Source organism: Neptuniibacter sp. QD29_5, assembly GCF_047778125.1.
In the GTDB taxonomy this organism is placed as follows: domain Bacteria; phylum Pseudomonadota; class Gammaproteobacteria; order Pseudomonadales; family Balneatricaceae; genus Neptuniibacter.
The window spans coordinates 14065-32976 of the sequence record NZ_CP180556.1; the positions used below are offsets into that span (position 1 = coordinate 14065).

General features: G+C 46.0%; 18 protein-coding genes. 6 read left to right on the top strand and 12 right to left on the bottom strand.

Translation table 11 applies throughout. From position 1 onward, the window contains the following. Positions 1–42: 42 nt before the first annotated feature. The 3 genes from gmhB to ACMXYR_RS00080 all read right to left on the bottom strand — a co-directional run bounded on the left by gmhB (position 43) and on the right by ACMXYR_RS00080 (position 2913). Positions 43–603, bottom strand: coding sequence for a D-glycero-beta-D-manno-heptose 1,7-bisphosphate 7-phosphatase (gmhB, locus tag ACMXYR_RS00070; protein WP_415886382.1), 561 nt, complete (start codon positions 601–603; stop codon positions 43–45). A gap of 67 nt (positions 604–670) precedes the next feature. Next, positions 671–2203, bottom strand: coding sequence for a sensor histidine kinase (locus ACMXYR_RS00075; RefSeq protein WP_415902415.1), 1533 nt, complete (start codon positions 2201–2203; stop codon positions 671–673). Beyond that, a complete protein-coding gene (locus ACMXYR_RS00080) occupies positions 2200–2913 on the bottom strand; it encodes a winged helix-turn-helix domain-containing protein (RefSeq protein ID WP_415902416.1) in 714 nt (237 codons plus the stop codon). The genes ACMXYR_RS00075 and ACMXYR_RS00080 overlap by 4 nt, the downstream gene beginning before the upstream one ends. A 246-nt stretch (positions 2914–3159) precedes the next feature. On the opposite strand from ACMXYR_RS00080, the gene ACMXYR_RS00085 reads away from it, so the two are divergent. Then, positions 3160–3819 carry an outer membrane protein gene (locus ACMXYR_RS00085; RefSeq protein WP_415902417.1) on the top strand — a complete coding sequence of 220 codons (660 nt, stop codon included), beginning with the start codon at positions 3160–3162 and terminating at the stop codon, positions 3817–3819. Positions 3820–3978: 159 nt separating this feature from the next. Here ACMXYR_RS00085 and glyS read toward each other — a convergent pair whose 3' ends face one another. The 9 genes from glyS to def all read right to left on the bottom strand — a co-directional run bounded on the left by glyS (position 3979) and on the right by def (position 13834). Next, complete coding sequence (glyS, locus tag ACMXYR_RS00090; protein ID WP_415902418.1) at positions 3979–6027, bottom strand: glycine--tRNA ligase subunit beta; 2049 nt, start codon at positions 6025–6027, stop codon at positions 3979–3981. Then, positions 6027–6986, bottom strand: coding sequence for a glycine--tRNA ligase subunit alpha (gene glyQ, locus ACMXYR_RS00095; protein ID WP_415902419.1), 960 nt, complete (start codon positions 6984–6986; stop codon positions 6027–6029). Before glyQ ends, glyS begins: the two co-directional genes overlap by 1 nt. Positions 6987–7251: 265 nt before the next feature. Continuing rightward, a complete protein-coding gene (locus tag ACMXYR_RS00100; protein WP_415902420.1) occupies positions 7252–7545 on the bottom strand; it encodes a GIY-YIG nuclease family protein in 294 nt (97 codons plus the stop codon). A 52-nt stretch (positions 7546–7597) separates the two neighbouring features. Then, positions 7598–8044: a YtoQ family protein gene (locus ACMXYR_RS00105; protein ID WP_415882978.1), complete on the bottom strand. Its 447-nt coding sequence runs from the start codon at positions 8042–8044 to the stop codon at positions 7598–7600. Between the two features lie 45 nt (positions 8045–8089). Then, positions 8090–9538, bottom strand: a complete 1449-nt coding sequence (locus ACMXYR_RS00110) for a TrkH family potassium uptake protein (protein WP_415882979.1) — start codon at positions 9536–9538, stop codon at positions 8090–8092. A gap of 15 nt (positions 9539–9553) precedes the next feature. Further along, positions 9554–10930, bottom strand: a complete 1377-nt coding sequence (trkA, locus tag ACMXYR_RS00115; protein WP_415882980.1) for a Trk system potassium transporter TrkA — start codon at positions 10928–10930, stop codon at positions 9554–9556. A gap of 53 nt (positions 10931–10983) precedes the next feature. Continuing rightward, positions 10984–12282: a 16S rRNA (cytosine(967)-C(5))-methyltransferase RsmB gene (rsmB, locus tag ACMXYR_RS00120; protein WP_415902421.1), complete on the bottom strand. Its 1299-nt coding sequence runs from the start codon at positions 12280–12282 to the stop codon at positions 10984–10986. 19 nt (positions 12283–12301) lie between these two features. Then, positions 12302–13246: a methionyl-tRNA formyltransferase gene (gene fmt, locus ACMXYR_RS00125; protein ID WP_415902422.1), complete on the bottom strand. Its 945-nt coding sequence runs from the start codon at positions 13244–13246 to the stop codon at positions 12302–12304. Positions 13247–13318: 72 nt separating this feature from the next. Further along, positions 13319–13834, bottom strand: coding sequence for a peptide deformylase (def, locus tag ACMXYR_RS00130; RefSeq protein WP_415902423.1), 516 nt, complete (start codon positions 13832–13834; stop codon positions 13319–13321). Between the two features lie 256 nt (positions 13835–14090). Between def and ACMXYR_RS00135 the strand changes: the two genes are divergently transcribed. The 5 genes from ACMXYR_RS00135 to aroE all read left to right on the top strand — a co-directional run bounded on the left by ACMXYR_RS00135 (position 14091) and on the right by aroE (position 18816). Continuing rightward, entirely contained in the window at positions 14091–15119 is a 1029-nt protein-coding gene (locus ACMXYR_RS00135; RefSeq protein ID WP_415902424.1) for a LysM peptidoglycan-binding domain-containing protein, read from the top strand. 10 nt (positions 15120–15129) lie between these two features. Next, a complete protein-coding gene (gene dprA / locus ACMXYR_RS00140) occupies positions 15130–16260 on the top strand; it encodes a DNA-processing protein DprA (protein ID WP_415902425.1) in 1131 nt (376 codons plus the stop codon). A gap of 207 nt (positions 16261–16467) precedes the next feature. Beyond that, on the top strand, positions 16468–17043 hold the full coding sequence (locus ACMXYR_RS00145; RefSeq protein WP_415902426.1) for an L-threonylcarbamoyladenylate synthase: 576 nt from the start codon (positions 16468–16470) through the stop codon (positions 17041–17043). Positions 17044–17064: 21 nt separating this feature from the next. After that, positions 17065–17979, top strand: a complete 915-nt coding sequence (gene hemF, locus ACMXYR_RS00150; protein WP_415902427.1) for an oxygen-dependent coproporphyrinogen oxidase — start codon at positions 17065–17067, stop codon at positions 17977–17979. A 9-nt stretch (positions 17980–17988) separates the two neighbouring features. Next, positions 17989–18816, top strand: a complete 828-nt coding sequence (gene aroE, locus ACMXYR_RS00155) for a shikimate dehydrogenase (protein ID WP_415902428.1) — start codon at positions 17989–17991, stop codon at positions 18814–18816. Positions 18817–18912: the final 96 nt, after the last annotated feature.

Genomic DNA, 18912 nt, shown 5'->3' on the forward strand with positions numbered 1-18912 from the left:
CTTCATTTTAAATATCTGCCATGTTTCACGTGAAACACTCTCTTATTTACTAATTAGATAATCTGCGAAAGAGCTTAAATCATCAAATACCTTAGAGCTTTTTGGAAGCTGTTTATCTGAATCAAGAGTTCTTTGCCCTTTTCCAGTCTTAACTAAAACGGGTTGGCTATTTAGTTTAGATCCTGCTTCTAAATCTCTTAAGCTATCACCAACAGTGTGGCTGCCTGTTAGATCTTCCAGGCCGAATTTTTCTGCGATTGTTTTGAACATGCCAGGCAATGGTTTGCGACAATCACAATTATCATCAGGCCCGTGTGGGCAGTATTCAATGCTGTGAATTTGGCCGCCTTTTGCTTCTACCAAATCAGTTAGTTTTTGGTGCATGGCATGAAGTGTTTCTAGGGTAAAATATTCTCTGGCCAAGCCGGATTGGTTGGTTGCAATACAGATTGTGAATCCTGCTTTATGCAGCTTAGCTATTGCTTCGATGCTTCCTGGAATTGGGATCCATTCGTCTAGCGTTTTTACATAGGCATCTGAGTCCTGATTGATAACACCGTCACGGTCTAAGATGATTAATTTACGTGGATCGATTTGGTTCACACTGCTGCCCATTAGCTAGATTGGTTTGTTGTATTCTAACGAAATAGAGCAAAATAACCGAGTGTGATTAGTAGGCAATAGGAAGTTTAAATTCGAATTGGGTGCCCTGATTCCTTTTGCTCTTTACACAGATTTCTGTCTGGTGAAGGTCTAATATTCGCTTCACTATTGCTAGTCCAATACCCGCTGATTCTGTTCCTTTTCTGCTTCGATCTGGGTTTGCGTAGAAGCGTTCAAAGATATATGGCATATCGGCATCAGATATACCTACCCCACTGTCGATGATTTTTACTTTTACGCTGTTTGTGTTTTCTTCTGAAGATTCAAACTCGAATGCAATTTTCCCTTTCTGGGGTGTGTAAGCTATGGCGTTGCGAATAAGGTTTTCGAACACTCTTTGCATCAAGCTGATATCCGCCTGTACCAAAATATTAGTGTGGGTGTTGATCTGCCATTTGATCTCTTTTTGATCCAGTTCTAATGCAAATTCCTGGACAGTGTCATAGACCAATTCCGTTAGCGAAAATGACTCAGTATTAAGGCGCGTGGTTGGTGATTCGAGCTTGGCTAGTTCGAACAATTCAGAGATCAACTGTGCGAGTCTGTTAGCGCTTAAGGAAGCTTGTTTTATGTAATTGCTCTTCTCCTCTTCTGTTAGATCATTCTTGATGATCAGTGTTTCAAGATAGCCTTGTATAGAGGCTAGCGGTGTTCTCAAATCATGGGAGACGTTGCTAATAAGTTCTCTGCGTTGATTGTCTGATTCGGTCAGTAAGTTTATCTGTCGGTCGATCTTTTCTGACATCTGGGTAAATGTATTGCTCAGTATCTCTATCTCATCGCCATGAATTTGAGTTGTTGTAAGATTGTCGCACTCTATATCACTAGGGCCATGTTTATGCGTGAACTGACACAACTCTTGGCTTAGTTTGTTTAAGCGCTTTAAGGTTAAGCTGAAAATTAAAATCCCTATAGCGATGGCGATAAAACTGATGAATAGAATGCTTATGATGATCATGCCGGCGCTGTAGCTTTGCTTGATCATTGTTCCTAGGTCGCTGTATAGGTTGCTTCCTAATACGACATAGAGATAACCAATATGCTGGTTATTCTTGTCGGTTAGCTTAGCTGCAGAGAATACTTTCTGGCTGTTTTGATTGAGGGGGTCCTGGCCGTATATAGGTAAATTCGAATCAGGCGCTAGGAACGCTTTTATTGGCTGTAGGTTAACTTTGATCGTTAGTTCTTGTCTGGCTTCTGGTATTGAGTGGGCAATCACGTTGCCTTTTGGATCTAGGAGGTAGACTTGGGCGATAGGGTTAACAATCATTGCTTGATGAGCGAGTGCTTCAAATGCCTTTACGTTTACCTGTCCTTCTTCTTCTGTGATTAGCTGATATGCGTCCTGAATGTACATTGCGATGCTTGCGTTAAGTTTTTGCATCACCTCTTCGCTGTAACGCTGCATCCAGTATTCTGTTGCTAGTAGGGTGGCTATAGTAGAGCATATAACCACCGTGATCAGCCCTGAGGTGATCTTCTTGCTTAATGTGAGTGATGACTGGTTAGAGAGGTTAGGTGTGCTTAGAGCGGCTCTCATGCGCTTAGAGCCTCCTTCTCTAATTTGTAACCTACGCCCCAAACAGTGGCGATGATTTCTGGGTTGTTTGGGTCGGATTCTATTTTGGCTCTTAGGCGGTTGATATGAGAATTGACTGTGTGCTCATATCCGTCGTGGCCATATCCCCAAACGTTATCTAACAGTTCTGATCGTTTGAAAACTCGGCCAGGATGTTGGGCAAAAAAAGTGAGTAGTTGATACTCGCGTGCAGTTAACTCTAGAGGCTTTCCGGCTAATGCAGCTTTGTGTTGTTTGTTGTCTATTTCGAGCTGGCCTATGGTCAACCTCTCTGGGTCTGTTTCTACTTTTGTGCGCAGCGCACTTTCCCGTCTAAATGTCGCTTTTATGCGGGCTATTAGCTCCATGATGCTAAATGGCTTTGTTATGTAATCATCTGCGCCTAGGTCTAGACCGAGTACTCTATCAAGCTCAGTTGATCTTGAAGTCAGTAATAGTATCGGGACATAAGCGCAGTTCTTTCTGACCTCACGACATATCTCTAAGCCCGAAGGTCCTGGGAGCTGTATATCCAATATCATAAGATCCCATTCTTCATTCAAGGCGAGCTTTATTCCTTCCGTTCCGCTAGCTGAGTGCGTTACCTGTGACCCGAGATCCGTTAGATGAAGCTTGAGGAGTAGTGCTATTTCCTCTTGATCCTCAATGATCAGAATTCGTTTATTTTCCATTTTTCTTGCCGTGAGCTTAGATTGAGTAGTTATGACCCCGGCCTTCTCAATTAATTCTATTTTTTATTTATCACTCAAATATCACGGCGTTTGGGTTAGTTATCACAGTCTGTGATATTTGCTTAATTTCTGTGATTTAAGTTTTAAGTTTTTGTTATTTGCTCGGGATATCTCTTTGTCTGTTGTTCCTTATGCTTTGCCTGTCTTTTATCTATGCATTGGTTTAACGATTTTAGGGAGTTGGAAATGAGTAAATTTGTCAAAGGTTTTGGGGTTGCTGCGAGTTTTGTGGTCATTGGTTTAAGTTCGCAGGTTTCGGCTGGTGAAGGTTTTTATGTGGGTGGTCAGATCGGTAGTACGACCCTTGGTCATAGTATTGAGCGTAATACTGGCGATCCAGATGCTGCTAGCATCGTAACCTTGGCTGAGGAAACTGATGTTTCTGTGGGTCTGCACTTAGGTTACAAGCATAAAGTATCAGAAGATGCGTTCGTTGCTGCGGAAGTTTTTTACAATGACGAGTCCGCTGAAACAACAAGCCTAAACGGTGTGTTGCGTTCAGAGCTTGAGCTTGAAGCGACTTATGGTATCAACTTTAAAGCTGGAGTTGAGTTAACCGAGAAGTTCTCTGTTTATGGTATTGCGGGTGCTACTTGGGTAGATCTTGATACGCGCAATAGCTACACATTTGCACCACCTGTTAAGTCTAAGTCGGACGATGAAGTGGCTCTATCACTAGGTGTAGGTGCTGAGTACGCAGTTAACAATAACTGGTCAGTTAAGGCTGAGTACATACGTGTAAATGATACTGACTTTGACGCGCCTAAAGAGGTCGTGCTGAATCAGTTTAATCCTAATGAAGCTGAGTACGATAACTTTAATGTTTCACTAAGCTATTACTTCTAAGCATTATGTAAGCCCCCCTTCCTTATACTTACAAACACTCTTTGCCATGCGTAGTCCCTGCGCATGGTTTTTTTTGTTGTATCCGATGTTGAATGTTTCACGTGAAACAAAAAAGCCGGCACAAAGGCCGGCTTTAGATTAGATATTTAGATGTGACGATTAGCCAAGCACAGATATATCAGCAACACCCAAGAACAATGCGCGTAACTGGCTTAGAAGAGCTAGGCGGTTGTTCTTAACAGCCTCATCATCAGCCATAACCATAACGTCTTTGAAGAAGGCATCAGTCGATGTACGAAGGCCAGCGAGTGACTCAAGCGCTTCTTGATATTTACCTTCTGCAAATAGTGGCGCTAGAGCAGCTTTCTGAGCTTCGATATCTGCCGCAAGAGCTTTTTCGGCAGCTTCAGTTAATAGTGCGTTGTTAACCTCAGTCGTGCCTGTTACACCCTGTTTGCTCAGAATGTTAGATACACGCTTGTTAGCAGCGGCTAGCGCTTCAGCTTCAGCTAAAGAGCGGAAGTGATTAACCGCTTTAACACGACGATCGAAGTCTAATGGGCGACTTGGTTTTAGCGCCAATACAGAAAGGAATACTTCAGCATTGATATCTGCGTCTTCGTACCACGCGCGGAAACGCTCTAGCATGAAGTCTAGAACTTTATCTTCTAGGCCTTCTCGTGCTGGTAGATCGTTGTGGTTGTTCGCCGCAATGGTCAGTAGCTCGCGTAGATCCAGATCTAGTTCACGCTCTACGATAATGCGCAGTACGCCTAGCGCTGCACGACGCAGTGCGAACGGGTCCTTAGAGCCTGTAGGAGGCTGATTGATACCGAACAGACCTGTCAGAGTGTCTAGACGGTCAGCAATGGCTACAGCGATACCAGGGGCAGTCTGAGGTAGCTCATCGCCTGCGAAGCGAGGCATGTACTGCTCGTTTTGAGCTAGTGCTACATCCTGATCTTCACCGTCATTCAGCGCATAGTGATAACCCATCAAACCTTGTAGGTCTGTGAATTCGTATACCATGTCTGTAAGCAGGTCGGTTTTACACAGTAGGCCAGCACGTTCAGCTTTCGCTTGATCCTGATTTAGAGTTGCAGCGATTTTGCCAGACAGCGCGCTAATGCGAGCAGCTTTATCGTAAACCGTGCCAAGGTCTTTCTGGAATACGATGGTTTTTAGCTTCTCAATACGAGATTCCAGCGTAGCCTTTTTGTCAGTTTCGAAGAAGAACGCAGCGTCAGATAGACGTGGGCGAATTACTTTTTCGTTACCTTCAATTACCTGCTGAGGATCTTTAGAAACGATGTTGCAGATCGTAGTAAAGTTAGGCAGTAAGTTGCCATCAGCATCAAAGTGGTGGAAGTACTTCTGGTGCTCTTTCATTGAAGAGATTAGTGCTTGCGCTGGCACTTCTAGGAAACGCTCTTCGAAACGGCCTGTAAGTGCAACTGGCCATTCGTTAAGTGCTGTAACTTCATCAAGAAGATCTTCGTCGATCTGAGCAACCGCATTTAGCTTCTCGCCTTCTGCTTTCACTTGCTCATTGATCATCGTCTTACGGATGTCGTAATCAGCGATTACCATACCTGGGTTTTCTAGACGATCTGCGTACTCAGATGGTGCGATCAGTTCGATCTCTTGGTTGTAGTGGAAGCGGTGCCCGCGAGTCTTACGACCCGATGTCAGACCAAGAATTTCACAATCTACAACTTCGTCGCCGAATAGCATGACTAGCCAGTGAACCGGGCGAACGAATTCAACGCGAGATGCACCCCAGCGCATGCGCTTAGGGATCGGTAATTTATTTAGTGATGTTTCTACAAGTTGAGGTAGCAGAGAAGATGTCGCTTTGCCCTCTTCTGTGTTGTTGAAGTTGTAGTACTCACCTTTGTTGGTATCGATCTTTTCAAGCTGATCGATAGTCACGCCACAAGAACGAGCAAAACCTTCTACCGCTTTTTCTGGCGCTTTTACTGAAGGGCCACGTTTTTCGATTTCGCGGTCAGCCTGTTTGTCGTCTAGTGCGCTGATCAAAACAGCTAGGCGGCGTGGAGATGCGTAGCTTTTTACATCGCCAAAGTTAACGCCTGCTTCTTTCAAACCAGCTGTGATGCCAGATGTGAAAGCATCAGAAAGGATCTTAAGCGCTTTTGGAGGTAACTCTTCGGTACCTAGCTCAACGAGAAAATCATGTTGTGCCATTATTTGCTCTCCTCGCAGTTAGCCAGAACTTCTTGGCGTAGGGCTTCTGGTGCCAGTGGGAAACCTAGTTCTTTACGGGCATTAAAGTATGCGTGTGCGACTTCACGGGCTAGTGTGCGAACACGAAGGATAAAGCGCTGACGCTCTGTTACAGAGATCGCATGACGCGCATCCAAAAGGTTGAACGTATGAGACGCTTTAAGTACCTGCTCGTATGCAGGAAGCGGTAGTGGCGTTTCTAGGCTTAGTAGCTTGTTGCACTCAGCTTCGCAGTTGTCGAACGTTTTGAATAGATCTTCAACGTTTGCGTGCTCGAAGTTGAAAGTAGATTGCTCAACTTCGTTCTGGTGGAATACGTCGCCGTAAGTTACTTTAGAACCGTCAGGATTTACTGCCCATGTCAGGTCGTAAACGCTGTCTACGCCTTGTAGGTACATTGCAATACGCTCAAGACCGTAAGTGATTTCACCGGTAACTGGGTAACATTCAAGGCCACCAGCTTGCTGGAAGTAAGTAAACTGAGTTACTTCCATGCCGTTTAGCCACACTTCCCAACCAAGACCCCAAGCGCCTAGTGTTGGAGACTCCCAGTTGTCTTCTACGAAGCGAACGTCGTGAATGCCAAGATCGATACCCATGCGCTCTAGAGAGCCTAGGTATAGCTCCTGAATGTTGTCAGGAGATGGCTTTAGCACAACCTGGAATTGGTAGTAGTGCTGCAGACGGTTAGGGTTTTCACCGTAACGGCCATCCGTTGGACGACGGCTAGGCTGCACGTATGCAGAGCGCCAAGTCTCAGGTCCAATTGCGCGTAAGAAAGTCGCAGGATGGAAGGTGCCGGCACCTACCTCCATGTCCAGTGGTTGTACGATTACACAGCCCTGCTCTGCCCAGTATTCCTGTAGAGCAAGGATCAGCCCCTGAAATGTGCTTACGTCTGGGGTCGCCTTGTCAGTCACAGCGTTTCACCTTTTACATAAGTGCCGTTGAGTTTCTGCCGTCATGGCAGCTGCACAGCACCAGATTAGCCCGAAAAATTAGCCGGCAATTATACAACAAAAAATAGCCAGCCGGTGGCTGCTTACGTAGAGATCAGGGGTTTATTTGTGTTTTTTTGATAAATGTCTGAGTTGAAGGGCTTTGGATCCCAGCCTTCGCTGGGAAGACGAGAGTTGAAGTAAGTTCATTGATATCCCCGTCTTTCCAGCGAAGGCTGGAATCCAGCTAATCTAAGATCGTGCTGTAAAGGTCTGCCCAGTTAGGATTTTGTGTTTCTATTAAGTTTATCTTCCATTGCCTTTTCCAAGCTTTCATTTGTTTTTCTCGAGTAATCGCGCTTTGAATGGTTTCGTGAAGTTCAAAATAAACGAGCTGATGGACTTGATAGCGTTTAGTAAACCCTTCGATGAAGTCGTTCTTATGTTGCCATATTCGTTGAGGAAGATTGCTGGTAACACCTATGTAAAGGGTGCCTTGAGGCTTGCTGGAAAGAATGTAGATGGCGGGTTGTTTCTGCATAGCGCCCTCCTTGGCTCTAGTTAACAGAAATTCTATGCTGAAGACTTTGTGATCAATAATCCAAGCAAAGGTATTTAAGCGTTTCGATTACCTGTTCTGTATTCTCGGCTACGGCATGTGCGCAAGCGTCGATTTCTTTTAGTGGGTGTGTCAATTCTGGTGCGTGTTCAACGATCAGAGACTTACCATTGGCGATGGCAAAACCAGCATCAAATGCAGCGTTCCACTGACGGTATTTATCACCGAAACGAACGATCACGATGTCAGCACGTTTGATCGCAGTCATGTGACGCATAGTGTTCATTTTTGCTGATTTGTGATCGGTCCAGAAGTTCTTCTCTTCTGGGCCTAGGATCTCAGTAGCGCAACCGTCACTGGAATCGTGATCTGTGTTTGGAGTAAGTACATCGATTGGTAGGCCATTTTGGTTGATGGCTTTTTTGATTTTGTTTCGCCAGTCGGTGTGAATCTCACCGGATAGGTAAACTGTATATCGCATGATTAGGCTCTCGAAATTAGGTTCGTCGCAGATCTGATGCCTGCTTTATCGTTTCCAGAAAATAGGTGTGAATAGTACTAGCAAGGTAAATACCTCTAGACGACCGAGCAGCATGGCAAAGCAAAGTACCCATTTAGCTGGATCGTTCAGGTCGCCGTAGTGTGCAGATACATCGCCAAGGCCTGGGCCTAGGTTGTTTAATGTCGCACCTACCGCTGACCATGCAGTTACCTGATCAAGCCCAGTCGCTAACAATACGATGAGCATGGCTACAAAGACGATCATGTAGACGGAGAAGAAGCCCCATACAGCTTCTAGAACTTTATCGGAGATCGGTTTTTTACCTAGTTTTACCGGAATAATCGCATTGGGATGTACCAAGCGTTGGATTTCACGGTAGCCCTGCTTAAGGATCAGAAGTACACGGATGACTTTCATGCCACCACCGGTAGAACCCGCACAACCACCGGCAAAGGCTGCCACGAATAGCAAGAACGGTAGCATTACTGGCCAGTGCGCAAAGTCTGCTGTGGCAAAGCCGGTCGTGGTTGCAATGGATACCACCATAAACAGTGCTTTACGCATCGATTCGCCCGGCGCGTAGGTCTCGGTTACGACCAAGGCAACAATGGCGATAACGGTTATTGCTAGGAGTGTAACTAAATAGAATTTAAATTCTGGATCTAGAATGTAATGCGAAATGGTGCGTTGTCGCCAAGCAAAAAAGTGTAGGCCGAAATTTACTGCAGAGATGGTCATAAAGAATATACAGATCATCTCAATGGCTACAGAATCGTAGTAGCCGATACTGGCGTCGTGGGTGGAGAAACCACCGATCGCAACGGTCGAGAAACTATGACCGATGGCATTGAATAGATCCATTCCAGCTAACCAATAACCAGCCGCGCAGGCGATGGTCAGTGACAGGTAGATATACCAAAGAGCTTTAGCTGTTTCAGTGATTCGTGGTGTAAGTTTGGAATCTTTAACGGGACCTGGTGTTTCTGCACGATAAAGTTGCATACCACCGATGCCTAGCATTGGTAGGATCGCTACGGCCAATACGATGATACCCATACCGCCCAGCCATTGCAGTTGCTGGCGATAAAACAGAATCGATTTTGGCAGGTCATCGATGCCAGTAATTACCGTTGCACCGGTGGTTGTGAGGCCAGATAGGGACTCAAATAGCGCATCGATAAAAGTTAGGTGCGGATTGTCCGTGAGCATAAACGGGAAGGCTCCGAAAAGCCCCAGTACAGACCAGAAAAGGACGGTAATTAAGAAGCCATCACGGGTTCGTAAGTCCTGTCGCACTCGATATACCGGAATCCAGATGAAGAAACCGGTCAGCAGGGTAATCAAAAATCCGGCGATAAAGGCTAACTCTGCCCCATCGTCATAGAGATAGGAGATACCTAACGGCGGCAGCATAGAGATGCTGAATATCATCAGCAGTATGCCTAATATGCGTAAGATAACTTTGTAATGCATCTGCGCTGCTTCCGCTTAGAAGAATGTAAGGCCAACTTGGAACAGACGTTCCACTTCGTTGATTCGGCGTTTATCGACCAAGAACAAGATTACGTGGTCGCCACTTTCAACGACAACATCATCGTGCGCAATCAATACTTCGTCGTTACGTACAATGGCACCGATGGTTGTACCTGGAGGTAAGTTGATCTCTTCAATGGTTTTACCGACCACTTTGGATGATGATTTATCACCATGAGCCACTGCTTCCAGTGCTTCTGCTGCACCTCGACGCAACGAGTGTACTGCTACTACATCACCTCGACGTACATGGGTCAGTAGCGCACCGATGGTAGTTTGCTGAGGCGATATGGCTATATCGATCGCACCACCTTGTACTAGATCGACATAGGCAGGGTTGTTAATCAGGGTCATTACCGTACGTGCGCCAAGGCGCTTCGCCAGCATAGATGCCATGATGTTCGCTTCGTCATCGTTGGTAAGGGCGCAGAATACGTCGGTATCTTCGATATTCTCTTCGATCAGTAGGTCACGGTCGGAAGCACTGCCTTGCAGTACGATGGTGTTATCAAGTGAGCGCGCCAGCTGATTACAGCGGCGAATGTTTCGCTCGATGATTTTGACTTGGAACTCGTCTTCGATAGATTCGGCTAAACGCGCACCGATATTACCGCCACCTGCGATGATGATGCGCTTATAAGGGCGATCTAGACGACGCAGCTCGCTCATTACGGCACGAATGTCCTTGCGTGCAGCGATAAAGAACACTTCGTCATCTGCTTCGATGACCGTGTTACCTTCCGGGATAATAGGGCTACCGCTTCGGAAAATCGCCGCTACACGGGTATCCACCGATGGCATGTGAGCACGAAGGTAAGAGATCTCGCGACCCACTAGCGGGCCACCATAGTATGCTTTTACGGCTACAAGCTGGGCTTTCGCGTCGGCGAAATCCAGTACCTGCAAAGCACCTGGGTGCTGGATTAGACGTTTTATGTGCTTTGTTACCAGTAATTCAGGGCTAATACGGACATCAATAGGGATGCCTTTTTCACCAAAGATCTTCTGGTTTTTGTTCAGGTAGTCATGTTCACGGACACGGGCGATTTTCGTCGGTGTGTTGAACAGCGTTTGCCCTACCTGGCAGGCGATCATGTTGACTTCATCAGAGTTCGTTACGGCGATAAGCATATCGGCATCTTGAGCACCGGCACTGTCGAGTACAGATGGATAGGATGCTTTACCTTCGATCGTACGGATATCGAGACGATCTTGTAGTTCTCTGAGACGGCCAGTGTCTGTATCAACGATAGTGATGTCGTTGTCTTCACTGGCTAGGTTTTCAGCCAAAGTGCCGCCCACTTGTCCGGCACCTAGAATAATGATCTTCATGATCAGCCTTTAACTGCTGCAGAAATGACAGAAATACACATAGCTACTTGAGCTTACTCCGTTTTTTCCAGCAGTGCATAATAGAAACCATCATGGCCGTTAGACTGCGGAAACAGCTGTCGACCATACTCTTGTTCGATACCCCACTCTGCCTTAATTGGCAGATGTTTGGCATTCGCAGTTTGGGTTACAAACTGCTTAATCAATCGCCCATTTTCCTGTGGGAAGATGGAACAAGTTGCATAAAGCAACTTACCGCCGGGTTTCAGCATGGACCAGCAATTATCCAAAATAGCGCGCTGAAGTTTGGCTGTTTCGTGAATATCTTCGCCTTGGCGCAGGTATTTTATATCCGGATTGCGGCGAATAACACCCGTAGCAGAACAAGGGGCATCTAAGAGAATGCGGTCGTATTCTGTACCGTCCCACCAAGTTTGGGTTGCGGCGTCTGCCACCTTTAAGTTGGCTTTTAAACGTAGACGTTTAAGGTTTTCTTCTACTCGGCTGATTCGCTTTTGTTCTAGCTCCACAGCGTCTACCTGAGCGAGTTTAGGCTCGTGCTCTAGGATATGGCACAGTTTGCCACCGGGCGCTGCGCAGGCATCCAGCACGCGTTGCCCTGGTTGTAGGTCGAGAAGGTCCGCAGATAACTGTGCGGCTTCATCCTGTACGCTAAATGCACCGACGCTATAACCCGGAAGGGTTTCGATATTGATTGATTCCGCTAGCTTTATGCCCTGATCACTGAATTGAGTCGCTTCTGCGGCAATAATCGGGGTCAGTTGCTGTAGGTAATCTTCGCGGGCTGTTGAGCGTTGATTCACGCGGAGTGTCAGCGGCGCTTGCTCGTTGTTGACGGTGAGTATCTCTTGCCAGTGTTCTGGCCAGTTGTTTTTCAGTTTGGCGATCATCCATTCCGGGTGGTTGAACTGGTATGAATCGTCATCTTTTAGGTAGTCTTCGAGTTCATCTTGTTCGCGTTGAAACCGGCGCAAAAGGGCGTTCACAACTTTCCCTGCCCAAGCCTTATCCAGTTCTTTGCACGCTTCAACACTTTCACTAATCGCGGCATGAGCTGGGATGCGAGTGTGTTTTAACTGATATAAACCGATCAGAACAATGGCTTTAATATCGATATCTCGAAACTTAAATGGTCGGTTTTGCAGCAGTTTAATGATGGCATTCAGCTGTGGGTGGTAACGCATAGTGCCGTAGCACAGCTCACGCAGAAGGCCGCGATCTTTCTCAGGACAACGACGTTCAATCGTCGCAAATTGCGTATTCAAAGAACCCTTATTTTTAAGTAAAGGGGTTAGAATTTGTGCTGCAAGTGCCCGAACATTGGTGGTCATGGTAATAGTCCTAAAACGTCTAACCTAAAACTACGCCTGCACTAAACTGCTCTCGTTTAGAGTTTAGAACAGCGGCAGTGCCCATTGGCTTTTTGCCCGGAAGCTGAAGCTGTTTGATTTTAATAGCGCCTTCGCCGCATGCGACAACAATGCTCTTTTTGTCAGAAAGCAAAATCTCACCCGGGTTACCGCTTTGCTCAACTAATTCGCATCCTAAAAGCTTCACCACCTCTTCGCCAAGCTTGAATGTCACTGCAACACGTGGGCTTAGAGTGCGAATCTTAAGATCGATATCTGCAGCGGAAGCACTCCAGTCGATAACTCCTTCGGTCTTTTGCAGCTTCTTCGCGTAGGTGGCTAAGCTGTCATCCTGTGGTTCTGGAGACACAGTTTCCTGTTGGAACTGTGTAAGCGTTTCAACCAGGGCCACGGAGCCAATAGCGGCTAAGCGTTCGAATACACTTGCTGCAGTATCATTGTTCTCGATCGGCGTAGTGACTTTGTAGAGCATATCGCCAGTGTCTAAGCCTTCATCCATCTGCATGATAGTGACGCCTGTTTCAGCATCCCCTGCAAGCATTGAGCGCTCTACTGGTGCTGCACCACGCCAGCGTGGAAGTAGCGAACCGTGGACATTGATGCAACCTAGACGAGGTGTCTCAAGAATTGCTTTAGGGAGAAGCATACCGTAAGCAACTACAACCATGATGTCGGCTTTAAGGTTTGTAAGTGCTAACTGTTCTTCTTCGGTTTTCAGCGTGGTTGGTTGAAATACTGGGATGTTATGTTCAACCGCAAGATCTTTTACTGGGCGCGGAGCCATCTGGTTTTTACGCTTACCCTTCTTGTCAGGCTGGGTATAAACAGCAATCACTTCATGCTCAGAATTAAGCAATGCTTGTAAGCTGGATGCGGCAAAATCAGGTGTGCCGGCAAAAACTATTTTCAATGGTGACGCTGGCATGGTCTAGGCTCCAAAATAAAAACAGGCCTGCTAGTTAAACCAGCAAGCCTGTGTGTTGTTTTTCAGTAATGATCAGCCGTGTTTTTCCTGCAATTTATGCAGTTTTTCTAGCTTAGATTTAATGCGGTTACGCTTGAGCATAGAAATGTAATCCACAAATAGCTTTCCATTCAGGTGGTCTAGCTCGTGCTGAATACATACCGCAAGTAAGCCTTCAGCTTCCATCTCATAAGGTTCGCCGTTGTAGTCGAGCGCTTTTAGCTTAACTTTTTGAGGGCGCTTAACGTTTTCGTAGAAGCCAGGAACAGATAGGCAACCTTCCTGATATTTGTGTAGCTCTTCATCCAGAACTTCAAATTCAGGATTGATCATAACCAATGGCTCGTTTTGATCATCAGAGATATCCATAGTTACGATGCGTTTATGGATATTCACCTGTGTCGCTGCCAAACCAATACCTGGAGCCGCGTACATTGTTTCGAACATGTCATCGATTTGAGCACGTACTTCGTCATCAACAGTCTCAACGGGCTCAGCAATAGTACGCAAGCGCGGATCTGGGTATTCAAGGATGGTTAGTTTTGCCATGATTTACGTCTGTATCAACAAGTTATCGGGTGCTATTGGTGTGAATACTTCTGTAAGTCATGCTAAGTTAGAGCCTAATTTACAGGTATCTTAAATTTTAACTCGATTATTCAGGTATTAACCGAAAGATAATATCGAGATCAATAGCGAAAAATATTAAGCTGCCTATTATACTGATTAGAACGCTCAATGTATTGTCGTTACTTTATCTTCTTATTTATAGGAATTAAGGAGATAGGTAATAAGGGAACTGGACATGAAAAAATTGTTATGCGGTTTGTTCGCTCTGGTATTGGTTTCACTGACTACAGCTCATGCTGAAACCCGTAAGGACTCTCTGCTGCTTCGTAATGATCATCCACAAGAATATGTGGTGGTGAAAGGCGATACGTTGTGGCACATCTCCGGTCGTTTTTTACAAAGTCCTTGGAAATGGCCTGAGGTCTGGGGGGTAAACCCGCAGGTTGATAACCCTCATCTAATCTATCCTGGAGATGTAATTTATCTTACGTGGGTGAATGGAAAGCCGCGTTTAGGGGTTAGACGTGATAGTGGAATCTATCCTCGTGCACGTGTGTCTCCGCTGGTTAAGCCAATTCCTGCTATCCCACTACGAGATATCATTAGCTTCTTAAATGATAACCGTGTGCTTTCTGAAGATATTTTGAAAGAAGCGCCTTATGTTTTGGGTGGCCAGAAAGAACGGATTATCGCCGGTGCGGGTGATCGTATTTACGCACGTGGTCAGCTAGTGGCTGAACAGCGTCGACAGGGTATTTACCGTCCTGCTAATGAATATGTTGATCCGGATACAGATGAATTTCTTGGTTACGAAACATTGAAGATTGCAGATGCCGATGTATCTGCGCGTAAAGAAGACGTGCTCACATTGGATATCATCAAATCCCATAAAGAAGTGCGCATTTTGGACCGTGTGGTACCTACCGAGGAAGTGCGTATTCAGTCTGTATTCTACCCTGCACCTTCCCCAGAGGGTGTTGAAGGTAAGATTCTATCGGTATTGCAAGGTGTTCGAGATGCTGGTCAGTTTCATGTAGTGGCACTTAACCGTGGCATGCGTGAAGGGCTTGAGGCTGGGCATGTGTTTGCTATTTACCGCCGTGGTGAGCTTATTAAAGACCCTGTGACTAAAGAGATGGTGACGCTGCCACAGGAGCGCTCTGGTGAGTTGATGGTCTTCAAAGTGTTTGAGAAAGTGAGTTATGGCTTGATCATGCGCAGCACAGATGTTGTTTCTATCGGAGATGTAATCCGAGAACCATAAAGGATAAAAGATGACGGCTGATCTAAGGGACTGGATCGCCGTTGCCGCCCTACCCGATTTAGGGCCTGCTTCAGTTAAAAAGCTATGGGATCAGGGATGGACCCCTGAAAAACTCCTCCGCTCCTCTGAAGCTGATTGGCATCGGCTTAACCTCAAGAAAAAAACAATTACCACTTTAAGTGACTTCCAACAAGGGCATACCTCTTTGGTACAGCAGAAGTTGGAGTCGGCGCTGACTTGGCAGGCTTCAGCTGAGGATTGCCATATCATAACTATCACTGATGCCGACTACCCTGCGTTGCTACGTGAAATTTATGATCCTCCTCCCATCTTATTTACTCGCGGTAATCTAGCGGCTCTGAACCTTCCTCAGGTAGGGATTGTAGGCAGTCGTAGCGCTTCTAAAGGTGGTTTAAAGCATGCCTATCAGTTTGCCGGTTATTTAGCTCAAAACGGCTTGATCGTGAACTCAGGCTTAGCCTTGGGTATTGATGCAGCAGCACATCAGGCCAGTGTTAATGCTCAATGCCCAACGGTTGCGGTATTTGGTACTGGCTTGGATCGGCCGTATCCCGCTCGAAATCGTATTTTAGCCCAGCAGATTTTGGAGCAACAAGGAATATGGTTGAGTGAACTGTTTCCTGGTGCACCGCCGCTGGCACCGCATTTCCCGCGTCGAAACCGCATTATTAGTGGCATGAGCGCAGGCATTTTGGTGGTTGAGGCAGCCCCGAAAAGTGGGTCGTTAATCACGGCTAGGATGGCGATGGAGCAAGGGCGTGAAGTCTTTGCTATTCCTGGGGCGATTAATAATCCCTTGAGTAAAGGGTGTCATCAGCTAATCCGTGAAGGTGCTTGCTTGGTCGAGTCAGCGGAAGATATTACCTCGCAGCTTGCTTCTATACTGGGTTATCTAGCCGAACAGAATGCTGAGCATATTGAAGATGAATCTGAAGAGGAGTTATCCCATTTTGCTCCTGAAACGCAGAAACTATTGAAGCATTTAGGCTACGAATATAACTCAATCGACCAACTAAGCTATCTGACTGGTATGGATATAGCGGAATTAGGCCCGATGCTGGTGGAATTAGAGCTTTTAGGCATCATTAGTCAAGATGGGCATGGTTATATCCGATGTTAAAAGGTAATTGGGTAGAGTTGCAAAGACCGCGTCGAACATTTAGTGTTCAGCCCTCAAAGTTAAATGCCTTCAAGATGAAAGGGAATCCCCCCGCTTTGTAATCTGTAAAGGGGCTCTTTCTATCAACCTCACATAACTATTGATTGATACTTTTAGTAAAAATAGTGATGCACTGTTGATTAGTTATATGGCATTGAGGAGTAAATGGTGAGTAGTAATTTAAAGCCTGATTGGTGGCATATTCAGCAGTCTGTTCGAGCAATTCGTCAAGGTGGTGTGATCGCTTATCCTACCGAAGCAGTTTGGGGTTTAGGTTGTGACCCGTTTGATGAACAGGCCGTCTTAGATCTTCTAGAAATTAAGCGTCGACCTATGCATAAAGGTCTGGTTTTAATCGCTGGAAACCTCTCTCAGATCGATTTTTTACTCGAAGATCTGACTGATGATGAATATGTCAAAGTGACTGCTAACTGGCCGGGTCCATACACTTGGATTTTGCCAGATAAAAAGAACCGAATTCCTGCCTGGATTAAAGGAAATCATAGCGCTGTAGCTGTGAGAGTGAGTGATCACTTACAAGTAAGAAGACTGACGGAAGATTACGGATCTTTCTTAGTTTCAACATCGGCTAATCCTGCAGCGCATGAACCTGCAAGAGATATATTGAGAGTGAAGACTTACTTTGGTGAAAAACTTGCTTATGTTTTGCCAGGTAAGTTAGGTGGTTTAGATCAGCCTACTCAAATTAGAGATCTAAAATCTGATCAATTAATTCGCGCTTAAATAAATATGTGAGTGAGTACTATGTCCGCACCTAATATTGACGCTGTAAAAGAGTACCTTTTGGGGCTGCAAGATGCTATTTGTGATGCCTTAGAGCAGGCTGATGGCGAAGGAAAATTTTATCAGGATGAGTGGCAACGAGAAGAAGGCGGTGGCGGTCGAACTCGTGTCCTAGATAAGGGCGCAATTATCGAAAAAGGTGGCGTGAACTTCTCTCATGTCTTCGGTGATAAGTTGCCAGGATCTGCTACAGCGCATCGACCTGAATTAGCGGGTCGTAGTTTCCAGGCGATGGGCGTGTCTTTGGTTATTCACCCACATAACCCTTATATCCCAACTTCCCATGCCAATGTTCGTTTCTTCATTGCTGAAAAAGAAGGTGAAGAACCAGTTTGGTGGTTCGGTGGCGGTTTTGACCTGACGCCTTACTATGGTAACGACGAAGATTGTAAATTCTGGCACCAGACAGCAAAAGAAGCCTGTGATCCATTTGGTGATGACATCTACCCACGTTTCAAAGAGTGGTGTGATGAATACTTCTACTTGAAGCATCGTGATGAGCCTCGTGGTGTGGGTGGTTTATTCTTCGATGATCTTAATGAGCTTGGTTTCGAGAAGAGCTTCGGACTGATGCAGTCGATTGGTAATGCTTACACTAAGGCTTATGTGCCAATTATCGAGAAAAACAAAGGTCGTGAATACGGTGAGCGTCAGCGTGATTTCCAATTGCACCGCCGTGGCCGTTATGTCGAGTTCAATCTAGTGTTTGACCGTGGCACTTTATTTGGTCTGCAATCTGGTGGACGTACAGAGTCTATCTTGATGTCTTTACCGCCGGAAGTACGTTGGGGCTACGATTGGAAGCCGGATGAAGGCACTGAAGAAGCGGTGCTTTACGAGCGTTATTTGAAGCCTCGCAACTGGCTTGAAGTGTAAGGACGGATTATGACTGATCGTTACGCGGTATTCGGTAATCCGATTAAGCACTCTAAATCGCCACAAATTCATGCTGCATTTGCATCGAGTACAGATCAGGATCTGACCTATGAAGCGATCTGCGTACCTGAAGATAACTTTTCAGGTTACGTAATTGATTTCTTGTCTGGTGATGGTCGAGGTTTGAATATCACTATCCCGTTTAAACAGGAAGCTTGGGCGTTAGCTGAAGTTAGAAGTCCGCGTGCTGAACTGGCGGGTGCGGTAAATACCTTGTACCGCGATGATCAAGGTCGCTTGTGCGGTGATAACACCGATGGTGTTGGCATGGTGAGAGATATCGTGCGTAACAATGGCGGCACGATTGAAGGCAAAAAGGTGCTTATCCTCGGTGCTGGTGGAGCTGTACGTGGCGTTCTTCAGCCAGTATTAGAGCAAAATCCTGAGCTGCTAGTTATCGCAAACCGTACTGCTTCTAAAGCCGAAGAGCTTGCTGGGTTGGTTGCGGATCTTGGTAATGTATCGGGTGGTGGTTATGATGAGCTTGAAGGTCAAAGCTTTGATCTTATCATTAATGGTACTGCTGCCAGTTTGCAAGGTAAGATCCCCCCTCTTCCGGAAAATGTACTGGCACAAGGTGCTTGGTGCTACGACATGATGTATGCCGCAGAACCAACCGCTTTTTGTGTTTGGGCGACTGAACAAGGGGCGGAAAAGTCCATTGATGGCCTGGGCATGTTAGTGGAGCAGGCAGCGGAATCATTCAGAATTTGGCGTGGCTTGGACCCAGACTCTAAAACAGTTATCTCGGCTATCCGTGCAGCAATAACTGTTTGATTTTAATGCAACAGTCGCTTTTAACATTTTATCAAAGCAGACTTGCATGGGGCTCTCTCGCGGCGTATAACTGAAATACGAACACTGCATAGTGTT

Bases quoted from the DNA above. Each gene is read 5' to 3' on its own strand.
- rsmB (WP_415902421.1), bottom strand. From the start codon at position 12,282: ATGACCACCAATGTTCGGGCACTTGCAGCACAAATTCTAACCCCTTTA.
- ACMXYR_RS00085 (WP_415902417.1), top strand. From the start codon at position 3,160: ATGAGTAAATTTGTCAAAGGTTTTGGGGTTGCTGCGAGTTTTGTGGTC.
- ACMXYR_RS00100 (WP_415902420.1), bottom strand. From the start codon at position 7,545: ATGCAGAAACAACCCGCCATCTACATTCTTTCCAGCAAGCCTCAAGGC.
- hemF (WP_415902427.1), top strand. From the start codon at position 17,065: ATGTCCGCACCTAATATTGACGCTGTAAAAGAGTACCTTTTGGGGCTG.
- ACMXYR_RS00110 (WP_415882979.1), bottom strand. From the start codon at position 9,538: ATGCATTACAAAGTTATCTTACGCATATTAGGCATACTGCTGATGATA.
- ACMXYR_RS00135 (WP_415902424.1), top strand. From the start codon at position 14,091: ATGAAAAAATTGTTATGCGGTTTGTTCGCTCTGGTATTGGTTTCACTG.
- def (WP_415902423.1), bottom strand. From the start codon at position 13,834: ATGGCAAAACTAACCATCCTTGAATACCCAGATCCGCGCTTGCGTACT.
- fmt (WP_415902422.1), bottom strand. From the start codon at position 13,246: ATGCCAGCGTCACCATTGAAAATAGTTTTTGCCGGCACACCTGATTTT.
- dprA (WP_415902425.1), top strand. From the start codon at position 15,130: ATGACGGCTGATCTAAGGGACTGGATCGCCGTTGCCGCCCTACCCGAT.
- glyS (WP_415902418.1), bottom strand. From the start codon at position 6,027: ATGGCACAACATGATTTTCTCGTTGAGCTAGGTACCGAAGAGTTACCT.
- ACMXYR_RS00105 (WP_415882978.1), bottom strand. From the start codon at position 8,044: ATGCGATATACAGTTTACCTATCCGGTGAGATTCACACCGACTGGCGA.
- aroE (WP_415902428.1), top strand. From the start codon at position 17,989: ATGACTGATCGTTACGCGGTATTCGGTAATCCGATTAAGCACTCTAAA.
- ACMXYR_RS00080 (WP_415902416.1), bottom strand. From the start codon at position 2,913: ATGGAAAATAAACGAATTCTGATCATTGAGGATCAAGAGGAAATAGCA.
- trkA (WP_415882980.1), bottom strand. From the start codon at position 10,930: ATGAAGATCATTATTCTAGGTGCCGGACAAGTGGGCGGCACTTTGGCT.
- ACMXYR_RS00075 (WP_415902415.1), bottom strand. From the start codon at position 2,203: ATGAGAGCCGCTCTAAGCACACCTAACCTCTCTAACCAGTCATCACTC.